Annotated in this window: 16 protein-coding genes and 1 pseudogene; 12 read left to right on the forward strand and 5 right to left on the reverse strand. The window is 69.7% G+C overall.

All coding sequences use genetic code 11. The features are described from left to right. Window positions 1-3 precede the first annotated feature (3 nt). Both B7R87_RS33250 and B7R87_RS29400 read left to right on the forward strand, forming a co-directional pair. Window positions 4-187: pseudogene (locus tag B7R87_RS33250) on the forward strand (IS5/IS1182 family transposase); the annotation flags it as partial. Between the two features lie 174 nt (window positions 188-361). Further along, window positions 362-832, forward strand: a complete 471-nt coding sequence (locus B7R87_RS29400; protein ID WP_040913174.1) for an Lrp/AsnC family transcriptional regulator — start codon at window positions 362-364, stop codon at window positions 830-832. A 114-nt stretch (window positions 833-946) separates the two neighbouring features. Here the strand turns inward: B7R87_RS29400 and B7R87_RS29405 are convergent, their stop codons facing one another. Next, complete coding sequence (locus B7R87_RS29405; RefSeq protein ID WP_198965081.1) at window positions 947-1,480, reverse strand: Lrp/AsnC family transcriptional regulator; 534 nt, start codon at window positions 1,478-1,480, stop codon at window positions 947-949. Between the two features lie 427 nt (window positions 1,481-1,907). On the opposite strand from B7R87_RS29405, the gene B7R87_RS29410 reads away from it, so the two are divergent. The 8 genes from B7R87_RS29410 to B7R87_RS29445 all read left to right on the forward strand — a co-directional run bounded on the left by B7R87_RS29410 (window position 1,908) and on the right by B7R87_RS29445 (window position 10,149). Then, window positions 1,908-2,741 carry an ABC transporter permease gene (locus B7R87_RS29410; protein WP_006345374.1) on the forward strand — a complete coding sequence of 278 codons (834 nt, stop codon included), beginning with the start codon at window positions 1,908-1,910 and terminating at the stop codon, window positions 2,739-2,741. Beyond that, entirely contained in the window at window positions 2,738-3,535 is a 798-nt protein-coding gene (locus B7R87_RS29415) for an ABC transporter permease (protein WP_006345373.1), read from the forward strand. Before B7R87_RS29410 ends, B7R87_RS29415 begins: the two co-directional genes overlap by 4 nt. A 65-nt stretch (window positions 3,536-3,600) precedes the next feature. Beyond that, on the forward strand, window positions 3,601-4,674 hold the full coding sequence (locus B7R87_RS29420; protein ID WP_006345372.1) for an ABC transporter substrate-binding protein: 1,074 nt from the start codon (window positions 3,601-3,603) through the stop codon (window positions 4,672-4,674). 2 nt (window positions 4,675-4,676) lie between these two features. Then, a complete protein-coding gene (locus B7R87_RS29425; RefSeq protein WP_006345371.1) occupies window positions 4,677-5,795 on the forward strand; it encodes an ABC transporter ATP-binding protein in 1,119 nt (372 codons plus the stop codon). A gap of 73 nt (window positions 5,796-5,868) precedes the next feature. Continuing rightward, window positions 5,869-6,669 (forward strand): carbon-nitrogen hydrolase family protein, encoded by an 801-nt coding sequence (locus B7R87_RS29430; RefSeq protein WP_006345370.1) that lies wholly within the window; start codon window positions 5,869-5,871, stop codon window positions 6,667-6,669. Between the two features lie 9 nt (window positions 6,670-6,678). Beyond that, on the forward strand, window positions 6,679-7,353 hold the full coding sequence (locus tag B7R87_RS29435) for an RraA family protein (protein ID WP_006345369.1): 675 nt from the start codon (window positions 6,679-6,681) through the stop codon (window positions 7,351-7,353). Window positions 7,354-7,388: 35 nt separating this feature from the next. Then, window positions 7,389-8,111 carry a 3-keto-5-aminohexanoate cleavage protein gene (locus B7R87_RS29440; protein ID WP_006345368.1) on the forward strand — a complete coding sequence of 241 codons (723 nt, stop codon included), beginning with the start codon at window positions 7,389-7,391 and terminating at the stop codon, window positions 8,109-8,111. 331 nt (window positions 8,112-8,442) lie between these two features. Then, complete coding sequence (locus B7R87_RS29445) at window positions 8,443-10,149, forward strand: hypothetical protein (RefSeq protein WP_006345367.1); 1,707 nt, start codon at window positions 8,443-8,445, stop codon at window positions 10,147-10,149. 202 nt (window positions 10,150-10,351) lie between these two features. Here B7R87_RS29445 and B7R87_RS29450 read toward each other — a convergent pair whose 3' ends face one another. Continuing rightward, on the reverse strand, window positions 10,352-10,630 hold the full coding sequence (locus B7R87_RS29450) for a hypothetical protein (RefSeq protein WP_006345366.1): 279 nt from the start codon (window positions 10,628-10,630) through the stop codon (window positions 10,352-10,354). A 128-nt stretch (window positions 10,631-10,758) separates the two neighbouring features. On the opposite strand from B7R87_RS29450, the gene B7R87_RS29455 reads away from it, so the two are divergent. After that, a complete protein-coding gene (locus B7R87_RS29455; protein WP_006345365.1) occupies window positions 10,759-11,625 on the forward strand; it encodes a phosphotransferase family protein in 867 nt (288 codons plus the stop codon). A 454-nt stretch (window positions 11,626-12,079) separates the two neighbouring features. Here B7R87_RS29455 and B7R87_RS29465 read toward each other — a convergent pair whose 3' ends face one another. The 3 genes from B7R87_RS29465 to B7R87_RS29475 form a co-directional block, all read right to left on the reverse strand. Further along, window positions 12,080-12,418 (reverse strand): thioredoxin family protein, encoded by a 339-nt coding sequence (locus B7R87_RS29465; RefSeq protein WP_006345364.1) that lies wholly within the window; start codon window positions 12,416-12,418, stop codon window positions 12,080-12,082. Between the two features lie 81 nt (window positions 12,419-12,499). Further along, a complete protein-coding gene (locus B7R87_RS29470; RefSeq protein ID WP_006345363.1) occupies window positions 12,500-13,918 on the reverse strand; it encodes a DEAD/DEAH box helicase in 1,419 nt (472 codons plus the stop codon). Between the two features lie 339 nt (window positions 13,919-14,257). Then, on the reverse strand, window positions 14,258-14,635 hold the full coding sequence (locus B7R87_RS29475; RefSeq protein WP_006345362.1) for a winged helix-turn-helix transcriptional regulator: 378 nt from the start codon (window positions 14,633-14,635) through the stop codon (window positions 14,258-14,260). 76 nt (window positions 14,636-14,711) lie between these two features. On the opposite strand from B7R87_RS29475, the gene B7R87_RS29480 reads away from it, so the two are divergent. Beyond that, window positions 14,712-15,122: a RidA family protein gene (locus tag B7R87_RS29480; RefSeq protein WP_006345361.1), complete on the forward strand. Its 411-nt coding sequence runs from the start codon at window positions 14,712-14,714 to the stop codon at window positions 15,120-15,122. The last annotated feature ends 31 nt before the right edge of the window (window positions 15,123-15,153 follow it).

The raw sequence follows: 15,153 nt of genomic DNA on the forward strand, positions 1-15,153 counted from the left end.
CCAGTAGCGCCCTCGCGGGTCCGGCCGCAGGGTGGAGGGGCGCAGGATAGCCCCTGATGAGTCGCCGTTCGCCGCGATCATCTACATCCTGGTCTCCGGCTGCGCCCGGCGGTCGCTGCCGCCCTGCTTCGGGATAGCGAAGCAGGCCACCCGTCGCCGGTTCCTGATCCGGTCCCGGGCCGGCGTCTGTCCGAAAGGCTGCCGGGTGCCGAAATCGCCGTGCCGTCGCCGCGCTGGTCCGGCACCCGGTTCCGCTGCATCCAGGTCGACTGCCCGATGGCGCGCATCAGCCGGAATTCCGGAAATGTGACCACCAACACATGAGATGCTTTAAAGCTATCAAAGGTGACATGGTGGGAGTGTGTTGGACGATACGGACCGCAGGATCGTGCGCGTACTCACCCGGGACGGCCGAACGCCCTATACGGCCCTCGCCCGCGACCTGGGCGTTTCCGAGGGGACCGTACGCCAGCGGGTGGCCAGGCTCCAGGAGAGCGGTGTGCTGCGTATCGTGGCGCTCTGCGATCCGCTGCGACTGGGGCACCAGTCGGTACGGCTGATGATCCGCGTCCGCGATCTCACCCCGAGAGCGGTGGCCAAAACGCTCTCCGGAATGCCGATGATCAACCATGTCGCGCTCTGCGCCGGAAGCCAGGACATCTTCCTGGAAGGCACCTGCCGCGACCAGGCCCAGCTCGTCCAGTTGCTGGACGACATCCGGATGCTGCCGGGGGTCTCCCGGGTCCAGGTCCTGCTGTTGCTGGAACTCTTCAAGGACTACACCTGGAGCGGACTGGCGAGCGCCGTGGGCCAGGGCGTCTCGGAGGAGTAGCCGGGACGGGTTCCGGGCGCCGCCGTCCGTGCCGTACGGGCTCCGGGCGCCCCCGCCGTACGGCCCCGGCCGCATCCCGCACCCGTACGGGCGCGGGCGCACCCCGCGCCCCGCTCAGCCGGGGATGATCCGCTTCCCCGGCCGGACCGGGACCTCCCGGAACCCCTCCCACAGATACGAGTCCTTGATGACCTCCAGCACGGTGAGTGCCTCGGCGTGGGCGACCCCGTTGACCCGGCGGACCCGTTCCGTGAGCAGCTCCGCGAGATGTTCGAGATCGCGGCAGCGGACGTCCACGATCAGGTCGTAGGGGCCGACGCAGGAGGCGACGTACCGCACCTCCGGCATCCGGGACAGCTCATGGGCGGCCAGGGCGACCGGGATGTGATGGACCCGTACCGCGAGATGGACCTCCATCTCGCCCATGCGTACCGCGTCGGTCATCCCCACCACCTGGAGGACGCCCTTGCGCTGGAGCCGCTGGTAGCGGGCGCGTACCGACGCTTCCGAGAGGCCGACCGTCCGGCCGATCTCGGCGAAGGAGCTGCGGCCGTCGACCCTGAGCTGGTCGATGATCCGGCGGTCCAGGTCGTCGATCACCGGGGACCTCCAATCGGGTGCGGGAGCGGACTCTGTCAGCACCATCATGAACCTTCTCTACTGACCCTCCAATGTCGCCCGTCACATCCCGGGCTGCGAGATGCGCGGAAATCGGGCGGTCTTTCCACGGGATTCGTTTCGGTTTCATCTTTCCGGCGGGGGGTCCGTTAACCGACGCTTTCCCCAACCGATACCCCCGCCTCCGCCGGCCCGGTCAGGGCCGCCGAACGGGCTCCGGGCTCCCTTACCGCCTCTCGGCCGCCGCACCCCGCGACGAGCCCGGCGGCGACCGGCCCGGACCGGAACCGCCCCCGGACAAGGAGTTCAGCGCCATGCAGACCCCCCTTCCCCCCGACCGGCCGTCCCGCCGGGCCCCGCGGTGACGGTCGCGGCGGCCGGCACCGGCGCGACGCCCCGGCGGCCGGGGGAGCCCCCCGCCCCGCCGGCGCGGGAGCCACGGGCCCGCCGGGCCGCGGTGACGACCCTGCTCCTCGCCCCGGCCGGGATCACCGTCGCCGGCCTGGTGCTGGTGCCACTGCTCCTGGTGGTACGGAACAGCTTCGCCTCGGCCGACGCCTACGGCGGCATCCGGGGCGGCTGGACCCTGGCGAACTACCAGGACCTGATGGACCCCGTCTATCTCAAGGTCTTCTCCTACAGCCTGGGCATGGCCGCCCTGAACACCGCGGTCTGCCTGGTGCTCGGCTACGTCGTCTCGTACTACCTGTCGAGCCGGTCCCCGCAGCGCCAGATGCTGCTGCTCCTGCTGATCATCGTGCCGTTCTGGACCGACTTCCTGGTCCGCACCTTCGCGTGGATCAATCTGCTCAGCCCAGGTGGCCCGGTGAACAGCCTCACCGACGCGATCGGGTTCACCGACGGCGCCACCCAGTGGATCCCCAGCCAGGGCGCGTCCTTCGTCGGTCTGGTGTACGCCTTCCTGCCGACCGCGATCTTCCCGATCTACGCGGCCCTGCGCAGCGTCGACCATTCGCTCGGCGAGGCCGCCCGGGACCTCGGCTGCGGCTGGTGGCGGGTGCACACCCGGGTCCTGCTGCCGATCGCCCGGCCCGGGATGCTGGCGGCGGCACTGCTCACCTTCATCCCGACCCTCGGTGTTTTCGTGATCCCCGTGCTGCTCGGCGGCGGACGCGACCAGTTGGTCGGCAATCTCATCGTCACGCTCTACACCGAGTTCCGTAACCAGCCGATGGGCGCCGCCGCGTCCGTGGTGCTGCTGCTTCTGATGGTGGCCTCGATGGCGGTATTCGGACTCGCCGCCCGGCGGCTGAGGAGGAAGTCGGCATGAAGCACACTCTCGACACCGTGACCGCATGGCTCGCCCGCGGCGTGATCGCCTTCCTCTACATCCCCATCGTCGTCGTGGTCGTACTCTCCTTCAACGACTCCGAGGTCACCTACAAGTGGGCCGGGTTCAGCACCCGTTGGTACGGAGAGCTGTCGCGGAACACCGAACTGCTGGCCGCCCTGCGGGTCAGTGCCGAGACGGCGCTGATCTCCGCCACCCTGGCCACCCTCTGCGGACTGCTCGCCGCGATGGGCATGGCCCGGCTGCGGTCCCGGGGCAAGGCGGTCTTCTCGGGCGGGCTCTTCCTGCCGCTGATCGTCCCGGAGATCGTGCTGGGCGTCGCCCTGCTCTCGGTCTTCGGCGCGATGAGCGCCGACCTCGGGACGCAGACCTTGGTCCTGGGCCATCTGGTGGTGACCCTCCCGTACGCGGCGCTGATCGTCCTCGGCGCCTACAACGCGCTCGATCCGGCGCTGGAGGAGGCCGCGACCGACCTCGGGTGCAACGCCTGGCAGGCGTTCCGCCGGGTCACCCTGCCGCTGCTCCGGCAGCCGCTGCTGGCCGCGTGGCTGCTCAGCTTCACCATCTCCTTCGGCAACATCGTGATGTCGACCTTCACCAACGGCGTCGGCAGCACCACCCTGCCGCTGCGGGTCTACTCGATGCTCAAGGGCGGCCTCACCCCCGAGATCAACGCCCTGGGCACCATCCTCGTGCTCTTCACTCTGCTGATCATCCTCGGAGTCGGACTGCGGCAGATGCGCCGGGTCCTGCTCGGCGCGGGCCGCTCCTGACCCCCCTGCTTTCGGCCCCGGTTCCTCCCCCTGCGGTCCGTCCGCCCCGTACGAAAGGCACCACCATGCGCGTAAGAAGCGTCTCCAGAGGCGTCCTCACGGTCGCCGTAGCCACGGTCACCGCGCTCGTCGCCACCGGCTGCGGCGGCTCGGAATCCTCATCCGGCGGCGGCGGGAAGAAGCTCAACGTCTACGCCTGGGCCGGGGAGATCCCCGACACCGTGGTGAAGAAGTTCGAGCAGGAGACCGGGATCGACGTCACCCTCGACACCTTCGACAGCAACGAGACCATGACCGCCAAGCTCAGCTCGGGCTCGGCCGGATACGACCTGGTGGAGCCCAGCCAGTACAGCGTGCAGCAGCTCGTAGGACAGAAGCTGATCCAGCCCCTGGACCACTCCCGTATCAAGGGCCTCGACAACATCGCGGACAAGTTCCGCGACCCGTCGTACGACCCCGGGAACAAGTACTCCGTCCCGTGGATCTGGGGCACCACCGGCTTCGCGTACAACAAGAAGTGCATCCCGTCGGCGACGAGCTGGAAGACGCTCTTCGACGAGAAGCACAAGGGCAAGGTCTACATGCTGGACAACATGCTGGCGGCGTACATCGCGGGCCTCCAGGTCACCGGCTCCCGGGCCACCAGCACCGACGAGGGCGAGATCAAGGACGCCACCGAGGCGCTGACCGACCAGAAGAAGATGCTCGCGGGCTACAACTCCACCAACTACCCGCAGTTGCTGTCCTCCGGGCAGGCGTGCGCGGCCCAGGCGTGGAGCGGTACGGCAATGGCGAAAGTCGTCGCCGCCAACCCGGACGTCGAGTACGTACTCCCCGAGGAGGGCGGCTCCCTCTGGACCGACGGCCTCGCCATTCCCCAGGGCGCCAAGAACACCGACGCCGCCTACCAGTTCATCAACTTCCTGCTCCGCCCCGAGATCGCGGCCATGGCCACCGACGACGGCGGCAGCGCCAGCGCCAACGCCAAGGCGCGGGAGTTCGTGAAGGACAAGAAGGCGCTGGAGAACCCGGCGGTCTACGCCCCCGACGCAGCCGTCGCCAAGGCGGACTTCCTGCTCGACCCGGGAGCCGCGATGAAGCACTTCCAGCAGGGCTGGACCAAGGTGAAGGCGTCCTGATCATGACCACCGACACGAAGACCGCCCCCGGGGCGGCAGCCCGGGACCACGGCGTCCCGGCCGTACGGCTCACCGGCGTGGGCAAGACCTTCGGCGACACCCCGGCCGTGCGGGACGTCACCCTCGACATCCGGCGCAACGAGTTCTTCTCCATCCTCGGGCCCTCCGGCTGCGGCAAGACGACCCTGATGCGGATGATCACCGGCTTCGAGACCCCCACCGAGGGCACCGTCGAACTCGGCGGCGTCCCCGCCACGGCCGTCCCGCCCCACAAACGCGACCTGAACATGCTCTTCCAGAGCTATGCCCTCTTCCCCCATCTCTCGGTCGCGGACAACGTCGCCTTCGAGTTGAAGGTCCGCAGGTCCCGCCCCCGGGCGGAGATCGGCGACGCGGTCCGCGAAGCCCTCGCCCTGGTCCGCCTCGAAGGCTACGGCGACCGGTCGATCGCCCAGCTCTCCGGCGGCCAACGGCAGCGCGTCGCGATCGCCCGCGCCCTCATCGGACGGCCGTCCCTGCTGCTGCTGGACGAGCCACTGGGCGCCCTCGACCAGAAGCTCCGGGCCGAGATGCAGTTGGAGCTGAAGAAGATTCAGCGCGAGGTCGGGGTGACCTTCGTAACCGTCACCCACGACCAGGAGGAGGCCCTGACCATGTCCGACCGCATCGCGGTCATGGACGGCGGCCGGGTGCTCCAGGTCGACAGCCCGGAGGCGATCTACGAACGCCCCGCGACCCGGTTCGTCGCCGACTTCATCGGCACCTCCACCTTCCTCACCGGCACCGTGGACACCACCGCGATCGGCGTCCCCGGCCTCGGCAGGATCCCCGTACCCGAGGGCCACGGACTCCCCGACGGCACCGAGGCCCATCTCGCCCTGCGGCCCGAGAACATCCGGCTCGCCCCCGCAGGGGAACGCCCGCCCGGCTGCAACGCCGTCCTCGACGGCACCCTCCGGCAGACCGTCTACCTCGGCAACGCCACCCGCTACCACCTCACCCTCGCCGACGGGACGTCCCTGGTAGCCGAGGCGGGCGGCGCGGACCGCGGCGGCCTCGCCGCCGGTGACCCCGTCACCGCCGGCTGGGACTCCGCCCGCGCCCGGCTGCTCGCCGAATGACCACCGCCGCCCGGCCCACCCGGCCCGACCAGGGTCAGGACCGCCCCCATCACCCCCGCAAGGAGATCCGGCCGTGAAGGTCGCCGCAGCACAGTTCGCCCCCACCGCAGACGCGGCGGCCAACCTCGCGGTCATCGAGGAGATGACCGCCGAAGCCGCCGCCGCGGGCGCCGAGCTCGTCGTCTTCCCCGAGGAGTCGATGCTCCCGTCCGAAGCCTCCGACGAGACCGGGATCCCGCTCCGGGACCTCGCCACCGCCCACTGGGAGCCCTTCGTCGACGGGCTCTCCCGCACCGCACGGACCCACGGCGTCGCGATGGTCGCCGCGGGCTTCGAGGACAGCGGCACGGCCCTCCCGTACAACACCATGGCCGCCGTGGACGCCACCGGTGAGGTCATCGGCCTCTACCGCAAGATGCACCTCTACGACGCCTTCGACTACAAGGAGTCGCGGCATATCCAGCGCGGCGACACCGGCCCCGTCGTGGTCCGCATCGGCGACTTCAACGTCGGACTCGTCAACTGCTACGACGTGCGCTTCCCCGAATTCACCCGGTCCCTGGTGGAGATGGGTGCCGATCTCCTCGCCGTGTCCGCGGCCTGGGTGAAGGGCCCCCTCAAGGAAGACCACTGGCAGACCCTGGTACGCACCCGGGCCATCGAGAACACCTGCTGGGTCGTCGCCTCGTCGCTCACCACCCCCGACTGCATCGGTATGTCGATGGCCGTCGACCCCCTCGGAGTGGTGCGCGCCGCACTCGGCGAGGAGGAGCGGTCGCTGCTCGTCGTCGACGCCGACAAGGACCGGATCGACCGGGCCCGTACCATCCTGCCCGTCCTCCGCAACCGCCGCATCATCATCGGACCGAGGTGACCCGCAGCCATGCCGCTTTCCATCCGTGACCTGCCCGCCCCGCTCGACACCGCACTCGCAGAACGGCTGCGGACGGTCGACTTCCCCACCCTCGGCCACTACTTGGAGGAAGGTTTCTGCGACGCCGCCCTCCAGCGGGTCGCGGGCACCGGCAAACTGGTCGGCCGGGCCGTGACCGTCCGTACCACCGCCACCGACTCGACCCTGCTCCACCACGCCGCGGGACTCGTCGGCCCCGGCGACGTCGTCGTCGTGGACACCGGCGGCGACCGCCGGCACGCCCCGCTGGGCGAGGTCGTCGTCAACGCCCTCGCCGCACGCGGCGCCGCCGGGGCGGTCGTCGACGGGCTCTGTACCGACATCGACGCGCTGCGGGCCGTGGGACTGCCGGTGTACGCGTACGGCCGCACCCCCCTGACCACGAAGCTGCACGGCCTCGCGGACGGCTCCCTCTGCGCCCCCGTCACCTGCGGCGGGGTCCCCGTCCACGCCGGTGACATCGTGCTAGGCGACGCCAACGGGCTGATCATCGCCCCGGCGGGCCGGCTCGCCGACGTCCTCGACGAGGCACTCGTCGACGACGCGGAGGAACCCGCCCTGATCGCCGAGTTGTGGGCGGGCGCCCCGCTCGGCGCCCTCACCGGCGCCACCGAGACCCTGCGGCGGCTCACCGCCTCCCGCTGACCCGGCCGTCCCCCCTCATCCCCGAAAGGACCAACGTGTTTCTGAAAGCCGCCGTCAACGGCGGGCGCACCCCGACCGAGTGCCCCACCGTCCCGGTCACCGCCGAGCAGATCGCAGCCGATACCCGGGCGGTGCTCGCCGCCGGAGCGGACGTCGTCCACTTCCACGTCCGCACCCCGGACGGCGGCCAGAGCATCCGCCCCGACCTGCTCGCCGAGGTGCTCCGGGCGATCCGTGCCACCGCCCCCGACGCCGTGGTCGGCACCACCACGGGACTGTGGACCTGCTCGGGCCCCGAGGAGCGGTACAAGCTGGTCGAGGCGTGGGATCCGATGCCCGACTTCGCATCGGTCGCCTTCTGCGAAGAGGGCGCGGCCGAGACCGCCGAACTCGTCGTGGCGCGAGGCATGGTGCTGGAGAGCGCCGTCTGGACCATGGACGACGTCCCCGCCCTCCTCGCCTCGCCGACCCTCCACCGCAATGTCCGGATCCTGATCGAACCGGTCGAGGAGGACCCGGAGGAGGCGGTCGCCGCGGCCCGCGCGATGGCCGGACGTATCGTCGCCGCCGGAGTGACCTGCCCGATCCTCTACCACGGCGAAGGCGCCACGGTCTGGCCCCTGGTCCGCGCGGCCCAGGAGGACGGCCACCAGGCCCGCATCGGATACGAGGACGGTACCGACCTTCCCGACGGCACCCCGGCCCCCGACAACGCGGCCCTGGTCCGCGCGGTCCGCGCCCTCACGGCCACCGGCTGAGACCCCTCGGCCGAGGACCCCTTTTCACCGCCCCCGCCCGTCATCGGACGTGCGGGGGCGTCCGGCCGGCACTCCGCCGACGGCCGTACCGCATCCCACGAGGCGATGGTGGCCGTCGCCGATGACCTTCTCGCCCTGCACGATCCGCCGCTGATTCCCCGGGCCCTGGTCGAAGGCGGCCTTGAATCCCTCGGGTAACCCGGGCCTCCTCGGGTTCGGCCCGGAGGGGGCCGTGAGGGAGTGTCCCGCCGATCCTCCGCAGCATGCATGCGATCACGACTACGTTGGGTGCCGGCACGTCCGGCGCGGCACTCCGCTCGGGAGGAGACACATGGGTGATCGGGTACGGGACGAGGAACTGTCCGACGACTACTACGACCTCGGTACGCACACCCGGCGGGTGAGCACGACATCCCCCGATGCGCAGCGCTGGTTCGACCGCGGGCTGGTCTGGACATACGCCTTCCATCATGAGGAAGCGGTCCGCTGCTTCGAGAAGGCGGCCGAGGCCGACCCCGACTGCGCCATGGCGTACTGGGGGATCGCCTACGCACTCGGACCCAATTACAACAAGCCGTGGGAGTTTTTCGACGCTCGGGACCTGGCCATGACCGTCGAGCGTACCCATGCGGCGGCCGGGCGCGCGCAGGAGAAGGCCGCGGGTGCCACAACTGTCGAGCGGGCTCTGATCGGGGCGTTGCGCTCCCGGTATCCGCAGGCGCGCCCGGTCGAGGACTGCTCCGTCTGGAACGAGCCGTATGCCGAGAGCATGCGCGCCGCCTATGTGCAGGCCCCCGACGATCTCGACGTCGCCGCCCTCTACGCCGATGCGCTGATGAATCTCACGCCGTGGCAGTTGTGGGATCTGCGGACCGGCGAGCCTGCGGCGGGCGCCAGGACCGCCGAGGCGAAGGCGGTCCTGGAGCGGGCTCTCGCCACCTCCGGCGGGCGGGATCACCCGGGGGTGGTGCACCTCTACATCCATCTGATGGAGATGTCTCCGTATCCGGAGCGAGCGCTGCGCGTCGCCGACCGGCTGCGCGGAATGGTGCCCGACGCCGGGCACCTCGCGCACATGCCCTCGCATCTGGAGGTGCTGTGCGGGGACTACAGGCGGGTCGTGTCGGACAGCAATGCCGCCATCGCCGTCGACGCGAAGGCCCTTGAGCGGTCCGGCGCGATGAACTTCTACACCCTCTACCGGTGCCACAACATTCATTTCAAGATCTACGGTGCGATGTTCCTCGGACAGTCCGAAGTGGCTCTGGAGGCGGCCGACCAGCTGGAGGCGGCCGTTCCGGAGGAGTTGCTACGGGTGGAGAGCCCGCCGATGGCCGACTGGCTGGAGGCCTTCCTCGCCATGCGGGTCCATGTGCTGATCCGGTTCGGTCGCTGGTCCGACATCCTGGAGCTTCCTCTCCCTCATGACCAGGAGCTGTACAGCACCTCCACGGCGATGTTGCACTACGCCCGTGGTGTCGCCTTCTCCGCGACCGGCCGGGTGGGCGAGGCCGAGACGGCGCGGGAGCTGTTCCGCGAGGCGACCGGCAGGGTCCAGGAGACGCGCATGTTGTTCAACAACACCTGTGCCGACATCCTCGCCGTCGCCGCCGCCATGCTCGACGGCGAGCTGGAGTACCGCAGGGGCAGCACCGATATCGCGTTCGCCGCCCTGCAGCGGTCGGTGGAACTGACCGACAACCTGCCGTACGACGAACCCTGGGGCTGGATGCAGCCGCCCCGGCACGCCTACGGTGCCCTGCTGCTGGAGCAGGGCCGCATCACCGAAGCCGAGGCCGTCTACCGCGCGGATCTGGGCCTCGACGAGACCCTCCCCCGGGCCTGTCGGCACCCGGGAAACGTATGGTCCCTGCACGGCCTTCACGAGTGTCTGGTACGGCTCGGGCGTTCGGCCGAAGCGCTGATCGTCGCGGAGCAGTTGAAGACGGCCGCGGCCCTGGCGGACGTGCCGGTCGAGGCATCGTGCTTCTGCCGGACGGAAGGAACCGCGTCCCAAAGTGGCGGCCGCTGCTGCTGAGGGGCCCCGTAGCGGGCCGGGCAGCTTCACGGGGCGTTGGACCAGGATCCGGGCCGTTCGGGGTCCAGGGCGTTGTGGCGCAGGAGGGCCGGGGAGGAAGCACTACGAGACTTCCCCGAGTGGCGAAGTACGCGTGGAGGTGCGGTCACCAGACCGGTCCGCGAGCCTCCACCACCTGGCCCACCGACCACGGGCCTGTCCTCTACCAGAAGGCGCCGCCCGGCCGCGGCCGGAACAGGAGATCGCCGCACCACCGGTGCGGGCGGCGGCGAGCGTCGCGCGACGTGGACGGTGTCCCCGGGCCGGGCGTAGCCGAGGAGCGCGCGGAACTTCGGGCGCTGGAGGGGTGGAGGCGGCTGGAGGTGCCGGGGTCCTCCTCGAAGACGAACGGGTCCTCGATCCCGGCCTCGTCCAGGACGAGGTCCTGGCGGGCGGTCGACTGCTGGTCGGTCGAGACCCGCTTGTAGACCAGGTTCGCCACCGAGAGGCCTGACCTGTCGCAGTGAAGGTTGAGCGATTCTCAGCGAAGGTTGAGCGAGTGGTCCTGGCTGATGTGCCAGGCCATGATTGTCGGCACCACTCTCGCTCATCTGTGCCAGGATTCGCGGGGTGGAGATCACTGACGTCATGCGTGCGATCGCGGCTGCGACTTCGGTCGCCGCATCGCTCGGCCTGCCGGCCGACGACGCGATCGTTCTCCACAACTCGAACAAGCTGGCACTGCGGCTGACTCCATGCGACGTCTTTGCCCGGGTCGCCCCTGTGGGACAAGAGGTTGCACGGTTCGAAGTCGAGCTCGCTCAGCGGCTCACCGAGGTCGGAAGTCCGATGTGCCCCTTGGAGCCTCGGGCGGACCCGCGTGTGTACACGTTCGATGGTTTCGCAGTGACACTGTGGACCTACTACGAGCCCGTGGCACCTCACTTCTCCCCGGTCGACTATGCCGAGGCGCTGGAGCAGCTGCACGCAGGCATGCGCAACGTCGATGTACCGAGCCCGAGGTTCACGGACCGGATCACGGAGGCGGAAGAAGTTGTCGCCGACCCGGACCGCTCGCCGGAGCTCGCCGACGCAGACCGCGTCTTCCTCAGCGGCAGGCTGGCCGGCCTGCGACACGCGATCGAGGAGCGCGGCGCCGTGGAGCAGCTGCTCCACGGCGAGCCGCATCCAGGCAATGTCCTCAGCACGAGGATCGGCCCGTTGTTCATCGACCTTGAGACGTGCTGCCGTGGACCCGTCGAGTTCGACCTCGCCCATGTTCCCGAGGCGGTCTGCGAGCACTACCCGAACGTTGACCAAGGGCTTCTGGACGAGTGCCGACAGCTCGTTCTCGCGATGGTCGCCGCGTGGCGTTGGGAGCTTGGCGACCAGTTTCCGAACGGGAGGCGCTTCGGAGAAGAGCTCCTGCGCGCACTGCGCGGCGGTCCTCCCTGGCCGACACTCGACACGATGAACACGCGACTGGGCGGCCTGTAGAGATCGCCGAGTCGAGCATTCCCCGGCAGGTCTGTTGTCAGAGGGTGTGTCAGAGACTGCGCATGCTGGAGATCGTGGTGCAGACGGAGAACGGGGAGCGGCACGTTCGTGTTTCCGCGGAGGAGCTGGAGCGTGTCGCGGAGCAGACCACGGGGACCACACGCTACGCACGGTGGTGCACGATGCATGCTTCCACGCACAACTTGCGCCCGGAATAAGTCTGCTATGTCTGGAAAGTGCCTTTGACTTGCATTGAGAGTCAAGGGGGCGCAGGTTCAAATCCTGTCGTCCCGACCAGCTCTTTGGCCGGTCGGAAGCCGTTCTCTCAGCCATGAGAGGACGGCATTTCGTGTGTTTGGGGCCATGGTGGTTGCACGGGAAGGGGTGGCCAGGCCCGGCTCTTCGCACAGCTCAGTGCGGCGGGACACCATCTCGCCGGCCGGGATGCGGCCTCTCACAGGTGGGCGTCCAGGAACTCCCCGAGCGCGGCCCGGGCCATCGGGCCGCTCCCGGCCGCAGTCGCCTCGCCCCGTTCGATCAGCACGAAGGAGGGCGCGCCGGTGACGCCGTACCGCCGTACCGGGCCGGGGCACCTGGCGATGTCGGCCCGCACGACGATCAGCCGCCCCTGGTAGGCGTCGGCCACCTCCCGCACCAGGGGCTCCATTTCCTTGCATGCTGCCACGGCCTTGGGCCACGTACCGTGGAAGTACGCGAGTACCGGGACGTCCGCCCTCGCCAGGATGAACTCGAACTCGGCGTCCTCCTGGGGTTGATGGACCCTGCCTGCCATCGGCACTCCTTGACGCTCCACTCGACGTGAGGCAGTGGGTGCCTCCTTGTGTCTGCTGACCGCGGCGGCGCGCACCGCCCGTCAGCGGGCCTTGCGCACACGGCCGGCCTTGCGGGCCTCCGCCATCATGCGCGCCTCCGCGGCCTTCCGGGATTCCTTCGGCGGGCGGCCCGCATGGGTGCCCAGACCCCGGAACGCCGCGTTGCCGGTCTTTGCCCGGTCCTGCACCGGCGGGCGCTTCGCGCCGGTAATCGTGGTCAGCCGCTCCTCGCCGGAGCGAACCTGGGTGACCGTGGGCCGGATGCCGGCATCCGACATCATCCGGTTCACGTCCCGGCGCTGGCCGGGCGTGACCAGGGTGACCACGCTGCCGGACTCGCCGGCACGCGCGGTGCGCCCGCCGCGGTGGAGGTAGTCCTTGGGTTCGGAGGGCGGATCCACGTTGACGACGAGGTCCAGGTGCTCGACGTGGATGCCACGGGCAGCGACGTTGGTGGCCACCAGCACCGTGATCGCGCCGTCCTTGAACTGGGCCAGCGTGTGCGTTCGCTGCGGCTGCGACTTCCCGCTGTGCAGAGCACCTGCCTTGATGCCGCTGCTCCGCAGATGGCGGGTGAACTGATCCACAGCGTGCTTGGTGTCCAGGAACATCAGCACCCGCCCGTCCCGGGCCGCGATCTCGGTGGCCGTCGCGTATTTGTCGGCCGGATGGACGTTCAGCACGTGGTGCTCCATCGTCGCGACCGAACCCTCCGCCCGGTCGACCGTGGCGAGCACCGGCTCACTCAGATAGTGCCTGACCAGTTCATCCACGTTCCGGTCGAGCGTCGCCGAGAACAGCATCCGCTGCCCGCCGGGGGGCACCTGGTCCAGGGTCTGCGAGACCTGCGGCAGGAAGCCCATGTCGCACATCTGGTCCGCCTCGTCCAGCACCGCGATCCGTACCCGGTCCAGGTGGCAGTCCCGCCGGGCAACGAGATCGGCCAGCCGTCCCGGTGTCGCCACCACGACCTCGGCACCCGCCCGGAGCGCCGCCGCCTGCCGGTTGATCGCCAGCCCGCCGACTACGGTCACCGACCGTAGTCCGAGCGCCTCCGCATAGGGCGCCAGCACCTCGCTCACCTGCTGCGCGAGTTCCCTCGTCGGCACCAGGACCAGCGCGAGAGGGCGTTTCGGTTCGGCGCGACGGCCCGCCGTACGGGCGAGGAGCGCCAGCCCGAAGGCGAGGGTCTTCCCCGATCCGGTCCGCGCGCGGCCCAGGACGTCCCGGCCGGCCAGCGCACTGGGCAGGATGGCCGCCTGGATCGGGAAGGGATCCCGTACTCCGAGCTCCGCCAGCACCCTTACCAGCTCGACCGGCAGTTCCAGTTCCGCGAAGGACACGGCCGGCGGAAGCCCGGGGGCCGACGTCCCCGGCACGGAGAGCTCGCCCTGCGGGGCCCTCTCCTGATCAGACCTGCCCGGTCCGGAGCGGCCGAAGGACGGCTGCTTCGCCTTCATGGGGTCCTTCCTCATTTCGGTGCTCTGAACGGGACGGGGCCCGTGCCTTGTCCGGCACGGGCCCCGGTTGTCTGCGAGCGTGCCCCCGACCTTACCAGCGCCGGACTCACGTCGGCCGTCGCGCCGCCCGGCCGGTGACGGACTCGTTCTCGCGCGGATCTCGGCGCCGACCCCATCACCACCCGGCGAATGTCTCACCACCCAGGACCACCGAAGCCTGGCATTGTCGGTGAGTTGCGGTGCTGGTCCACTTCTTGTGGCCGCGTACGCAGCGTGACGGCTGATCGTCATTCGGCGGCGGTCCGCATCGCCCGGAAATCGACCTGCCAGGGGGCGGTCTTACGGGAGGCCGGCTCCTTCCTGCTGCACGTCGAAGCCTTTGCGGGCGTGTTCGATGGCGGGCATGTTCTGTGAGGCCCAGGCCAGCAGCACGTCGACGGGGTGCCGGAGGGTCTTGCCGAGGGGGGTGATCCGGTACCTGACGGCCACGGGGCGGGTGGAGACGACTTCGCGCTCGATCACGCCGTTGCGTTCGAGTCGCCGGAGCGTCGCGGTCAGCGACTTCTGTGTGACCTGGGGGATGGCCCGGCGCAGTTCGTTGAAGCGGCAGGGGCGTTCGCAGAGCTCGTTGAGGACGCTGAGCGACCACTTGTCGAGGATCTGGTCGAGCAGTTCGCGGTGTGGGGCGTCGATGCGGAACTCGTCGTCGGTATCCATGGCGAAACCTGGTCTCGTTGAAGTGTCTTCCTGCTACTAGGTAGCTTACAGATACCTACTTCGGAGGAGAGCCACCATGACCGTTCAGCACTTCACCCCGGAAGGCATGCTGCAGCCGGCCCCGTACCACCACGTTGCCGTGGGCACCGGGACGAGGCACGTCCACGTCAGCGGCCAGGTCGCCCGCCGGGCTGACGGGTCCCGGGTCGCGCCCGGCGATCTGGCCGGGCAGGTCGCCCAGGCGCTGCGCAACACCGCCATCGGGCTGGCGGGCGCGGGGGCGTCGTTCACGGATGTATTGCGTCTGACGTTCTACGTGACCCGGTGGAGCCCGGAGAAGATCGGTGACTTCATGACGGGCGTGGAGGCCGTCGCCGACGAGATCGGTCTCCGGCTTCCCATGCCTCCGGCCTCCCTCATTGGCGTCGAGTACCTCTTCGAGCCGGACGTTCTCGTCGAGGTCGAGACGACCGCGCTCCTGGACTGATCCCTTCGGGCGCGTGCCACCCGGACTCGCC

Source organism: Streptomyces tsukubensis (genome assembly GCF_003932715.1).
Lineage (GTDB): Bacteria > Actinomycetota > Actinomycetes > Streptomycetales > Streptomycetaceae > Streptomyces > Streptomyces tsukubensis.

Bases quoted from the DNA above. Each gene is read 5' to 3' on its own strand.
- B7R87_RS29405 (WP_198965081.1), bottom strand. From the start codon at position 1,480: ATGATGGTGCTGACAGAGTCCGCTCCCGCACCCGATTGGAGGTCCCCG.
- B7R87_RS29480 (WP_006345361.1), top strand. From the start codon at position 14,712: ATGACCGTTCAGCACTTCACCCCGGAAGGCATGCTGCAGCCGGCCCCG.
- B7R87_RS29435 (WP_006345369.1), top strand. From the start codon at position 6,679: ATGCCGCTTTCCATCCGTGACCTGCCCGCCCCGCTCGACACCGCACTC.
- B7R87_RS29420 (WP_006345372.1), top strand. From the start codon at position 3,601: ATGCGCGTAAGAAGCGTCTCCAGAGGCGTCCTCACGGTCGCCGTAGCC.
- B7R87_RS29425 (WP_006345371.1), top strand. From the start codon at position 4,677: ATGACCACCGACACGAAGACCGCCCCCGGGGCGGCAGCCCGGGACCAC.
- B7R87_RS29445 (WP_006345367.1), top strand. From the start codon at position 8,443: ATGGGTGATCGGGTACGGGACGAGGAACTGTCCGACGACTACTACGAC.
- B7R87_RS29415 (WP_006345373.1), top strand. From the start codon at position 2,738: ATGAAGCACACTCTCGACACCGTGACCGCATGGCTCGCCCGCGGCGTG.
- B7R87_RS29475 (WP_006345362.1), bottom strand. From the start codon at position 14,635: ATGGATACCGACGACGAGTTCCGCATCGACGCCCCACACCGCGAACTG.
- B7R87_RS29470 (WP_006345363.1), bottom strand. From the start codon at position 13,918: ATGAAGGCGAAGCAGCCGTCCTTCGGCCGCTCCGGACCGGGCAGGTCT.
- B7R87_RS29465 (WP_006345364.1), bottom strand. From the start codon at position 12,418: ATGGCAGGCAGGGTCCATCAACCCCAGGAGGACGCCGAGTTCGAGTTC.